Source organism: Bradyrhizobium sp. (genome assembly GCF_049798375.1).
Classification (GTDB): domain Bacteria; phylum Pseudomonadota; class Alphaproteobacteria; order Rhizobiales; family Xanthobacteraceae; genus Bradyrhizobium.
In genome coordinates this window covers 1-2,600 of sequence record NZ_JBARGP010000295.1, presented here as the reverse complement: position 1 = coordinate 2,600, position 2,600 = coordinate 1, and the positions used below count along the sequence as shown (strand labels likewise).

Genomic DNA, 2,600 nt, shown 5'->3' with positions numbered 1-2,600 from the left:
GACCAGCGCGTCACGCCGGGTCGCGCGGCGCGGCTGCGGCGCTTCTCCTGCTGGCGACGCTTCTACTGCTGCCGGCGCCTGTACCGCTGGCGGCGCCTGCCTCGTGAGCTCTGCATTCGGGGATTGGTCGGGCTTGTCCATCAGATCGGTCGCCTCAATACCGCGGGTCCCTTGACCAGGGTGACCGCGAAGAACAACACGACCAGCACGCCGAGCGCGAGCGCAATCGCGATCGAGCGCCGCCGCCGCGAACGCAGCTGCGCCTCGGTCAGGACGATTCCGTCTTCTGGCTGGTTCGGCTCCGCCATGTCGGTGCCACCCGCTCCCTTACCAGAACAACGGCGCAATCATGCGCACGACGGCCTCGACGCCCAACGTCGCGAACAGCGCGAACAGATACACGATCGAGAAGGCGAACAACTTCTTGTTGGCGCGCAGCGAGGCCGAGCGTTCACGCTTGCGGTAGACCTCGATGGCGAGCCACATCATGCCGGCGCCGAGCGCCAGCGACACCGCGCCATAGACCGCATCGAAATAACCGAGTGGCCAGGGCGCGAGCGCGATGGCGACCAGCACGATGGTGTAGAGCAGGATCTGCAGCCGCGTCGCATCGGGACCGGCGACCACCGGCAGCATCGGAATGCCGGCGCGGGCGTAATCGTCGGAGCGGAACAGCGCCAGCGCCCAGAAATGCGGCGGGGTCCAGAAGAAGATGATCAGGAACAGCCAGAGCGGTTCGGGCGCAATCGAACCGGTCGCCGCGACCCAGGCCACGACAGGCGGCAACGCACCGGCGGCGCCGCCGATCACGATGTTCTGCGCGGTCCAGCGCTTCAGGCAGATGGTGTAGATCACGACGTAGAAGAAGATGGTGAAGGCGAGCAGCGCTCCGGCATACCAGTTGACGAGGATGCCGAGCGTCATCACCGAGAAGAAGGACAGCGTCGAGCCGAAGGCGAGCGCCTCGGAGCGGGTGATGCGGCCGCGCGGAATCGGACGGTTGGCGGTGCGCGTCATCTTGGCGTCGATGTCGCCTTCCAGCGCCATGTTGAGCGCACCGGAGGCGCCGGCGCCGACGGCGATGCACAGCAGCGAGGTGATCGCGAGCACGGGGTGGAAATGGCCGGGCGCGATCAGCATCCCGACCAGGGCCGTGAAGATCACGAGCGACATCACCCGCGGCTTCAACAGCGCGAGATAATCGGCGACATCGGCCTCCGAAATCCGGGGACCTGCGGCAATGGCGTTATGCTCGATGACCGACACGATAAATTCCGATGTTTTGCTTCAGTAGTCCAGCCGGGCCGATGGTCCGGCTGAGGTCAAGCGCGGCGCCTCCCAGAGAGACGCCGCGATATCAGGACTTGATCACTGCACCTTCGGCAGCGTCTCGAACTGGTGGAACGGCGGCGGTGAGGACAGCGTCCACTCCAGCGTCGTAGCACCCGGCCCCCACGGATTGTTGGCCGCCCGCTCCTTGCGCATGAAGGCCTCGATTACGCCGTAGAGGAAGATCAGGACGCCGAAGCCCGAGATGTAGGAGCCGATCGACGACACCAGGTTCCAACCGGCGAACGCGTCCGGATAGTCGATGTAGCGGCGCGGCATGCCCGACAGGCCGAGGAAGTGCTGCGGGAAGAACACGAGGTTGACGCCGATGAAGGTAACCCAGAAGTGCGCCTTGGCGTTGGTCTCGTTGTACATGTAGCCGAACATCTTCGGGAACCAGTAGTACCAGCCGGCGAAGATCGCGAACACGGCGCCGAGCGACAGCACGTAATGGAAGTGCGCGACGACGTAGTAGGTGTCCTGCAGCACGCGGTCGACGCCGGCGTTCGCCAGCACGACGCCGGTGACGCCACCGACCGTGAACAGGAAGATGAAGCCGATCGCCCACAGCATCGGGGCCCGGAACTCGATCGAGCCGCCCCACATCGTGGCGATCCAGGAGAAGATCTTCACGCCGGTGGGTACCGCGATCACCATGGTGGCGGCGACGAAATAGGCCTGCGTCGCCGAGTTCATGCCGACCGTGTACATGTGGTGCGCCCACACCACGAAGCCGATGCCGCCGATCGCGACCATGGCGTAGGCCATGCCGAGATAGCCGAACACCGGCTTGCGCGAGAAGGTCGAGACGATCTGGCTGATCATGCCGAAGCCCGGCAGAATCAGGATGTACACTTCGGGGTGACCGAAGAACCAGAACAGATGCTGGAACAGGATCGGGTCGCCGCCGCCCTCGGCCGAGAAGAAGGTGGTGCCGAAATTACGATCGGTCAGCAGCATGGTGATCGCACCCGCGAGCACCGGCAGCGACAGCAGCAGCAGGAACACCGTCACCAGGATCGACCACACGAACAGCGGCATCTTGTGCAGGGTCATGCCCGGCGCGCGCATGTTGAAGATGGTGGTGATGAAGTTGATGGCGCCGAGGATCGACGACGCGCCGGCGATGTGGATCGACAGGATCGCGAAATCGACCGCCGGTCCCGGATGGCCCGAGGTCGACAGCGGCGCATACATGGTCCAGCCCGTGCCCGCACCCAGCGAGCCGGGCTCGCCCTCGACGAAGGTCGAGATGATCAAGAGCGCGAAGG

At 65.0% G+C, this 2,600-nt stretch carries 3 protein-coding genes; all 3 read right to left on the bottom strand.

Annotated elements, in window-relative coordinates:
- Positions 1-140: 140 nt before the first annotated feature.
- The gene (locus WA702_RS12710; RefSeq protein ID WP_425110877.1) at positions 141-308 is read right to left on the bottom strand and encodes a CoxF protein; all 168 of its coding nucleotides are present in this window, start codon (positions 306-308) and stop codon (positions 141-143) included.
- A 19-nt stretch (positions 309-327) separates the two neighbouring features.
- A complete protein-coding gene (locus WA702_RS12705; protein WP_425110875.1) occupies positions 328-1,266 on the bottom strand; it encodes a heme o synthase in 939 nt (312 codons plus the stop codon).
- A gap of 102 nt (positions 1,267-1,368) precedes the next feature.
- Positions 1,369-2,600 (bottom strand): cytochrome c oxidase subunit I (locus tag WA702_RS12700; protein ID WP_425110874.1); only part of this gene is annotated, 1,232 nt, incomplete at its 5' end.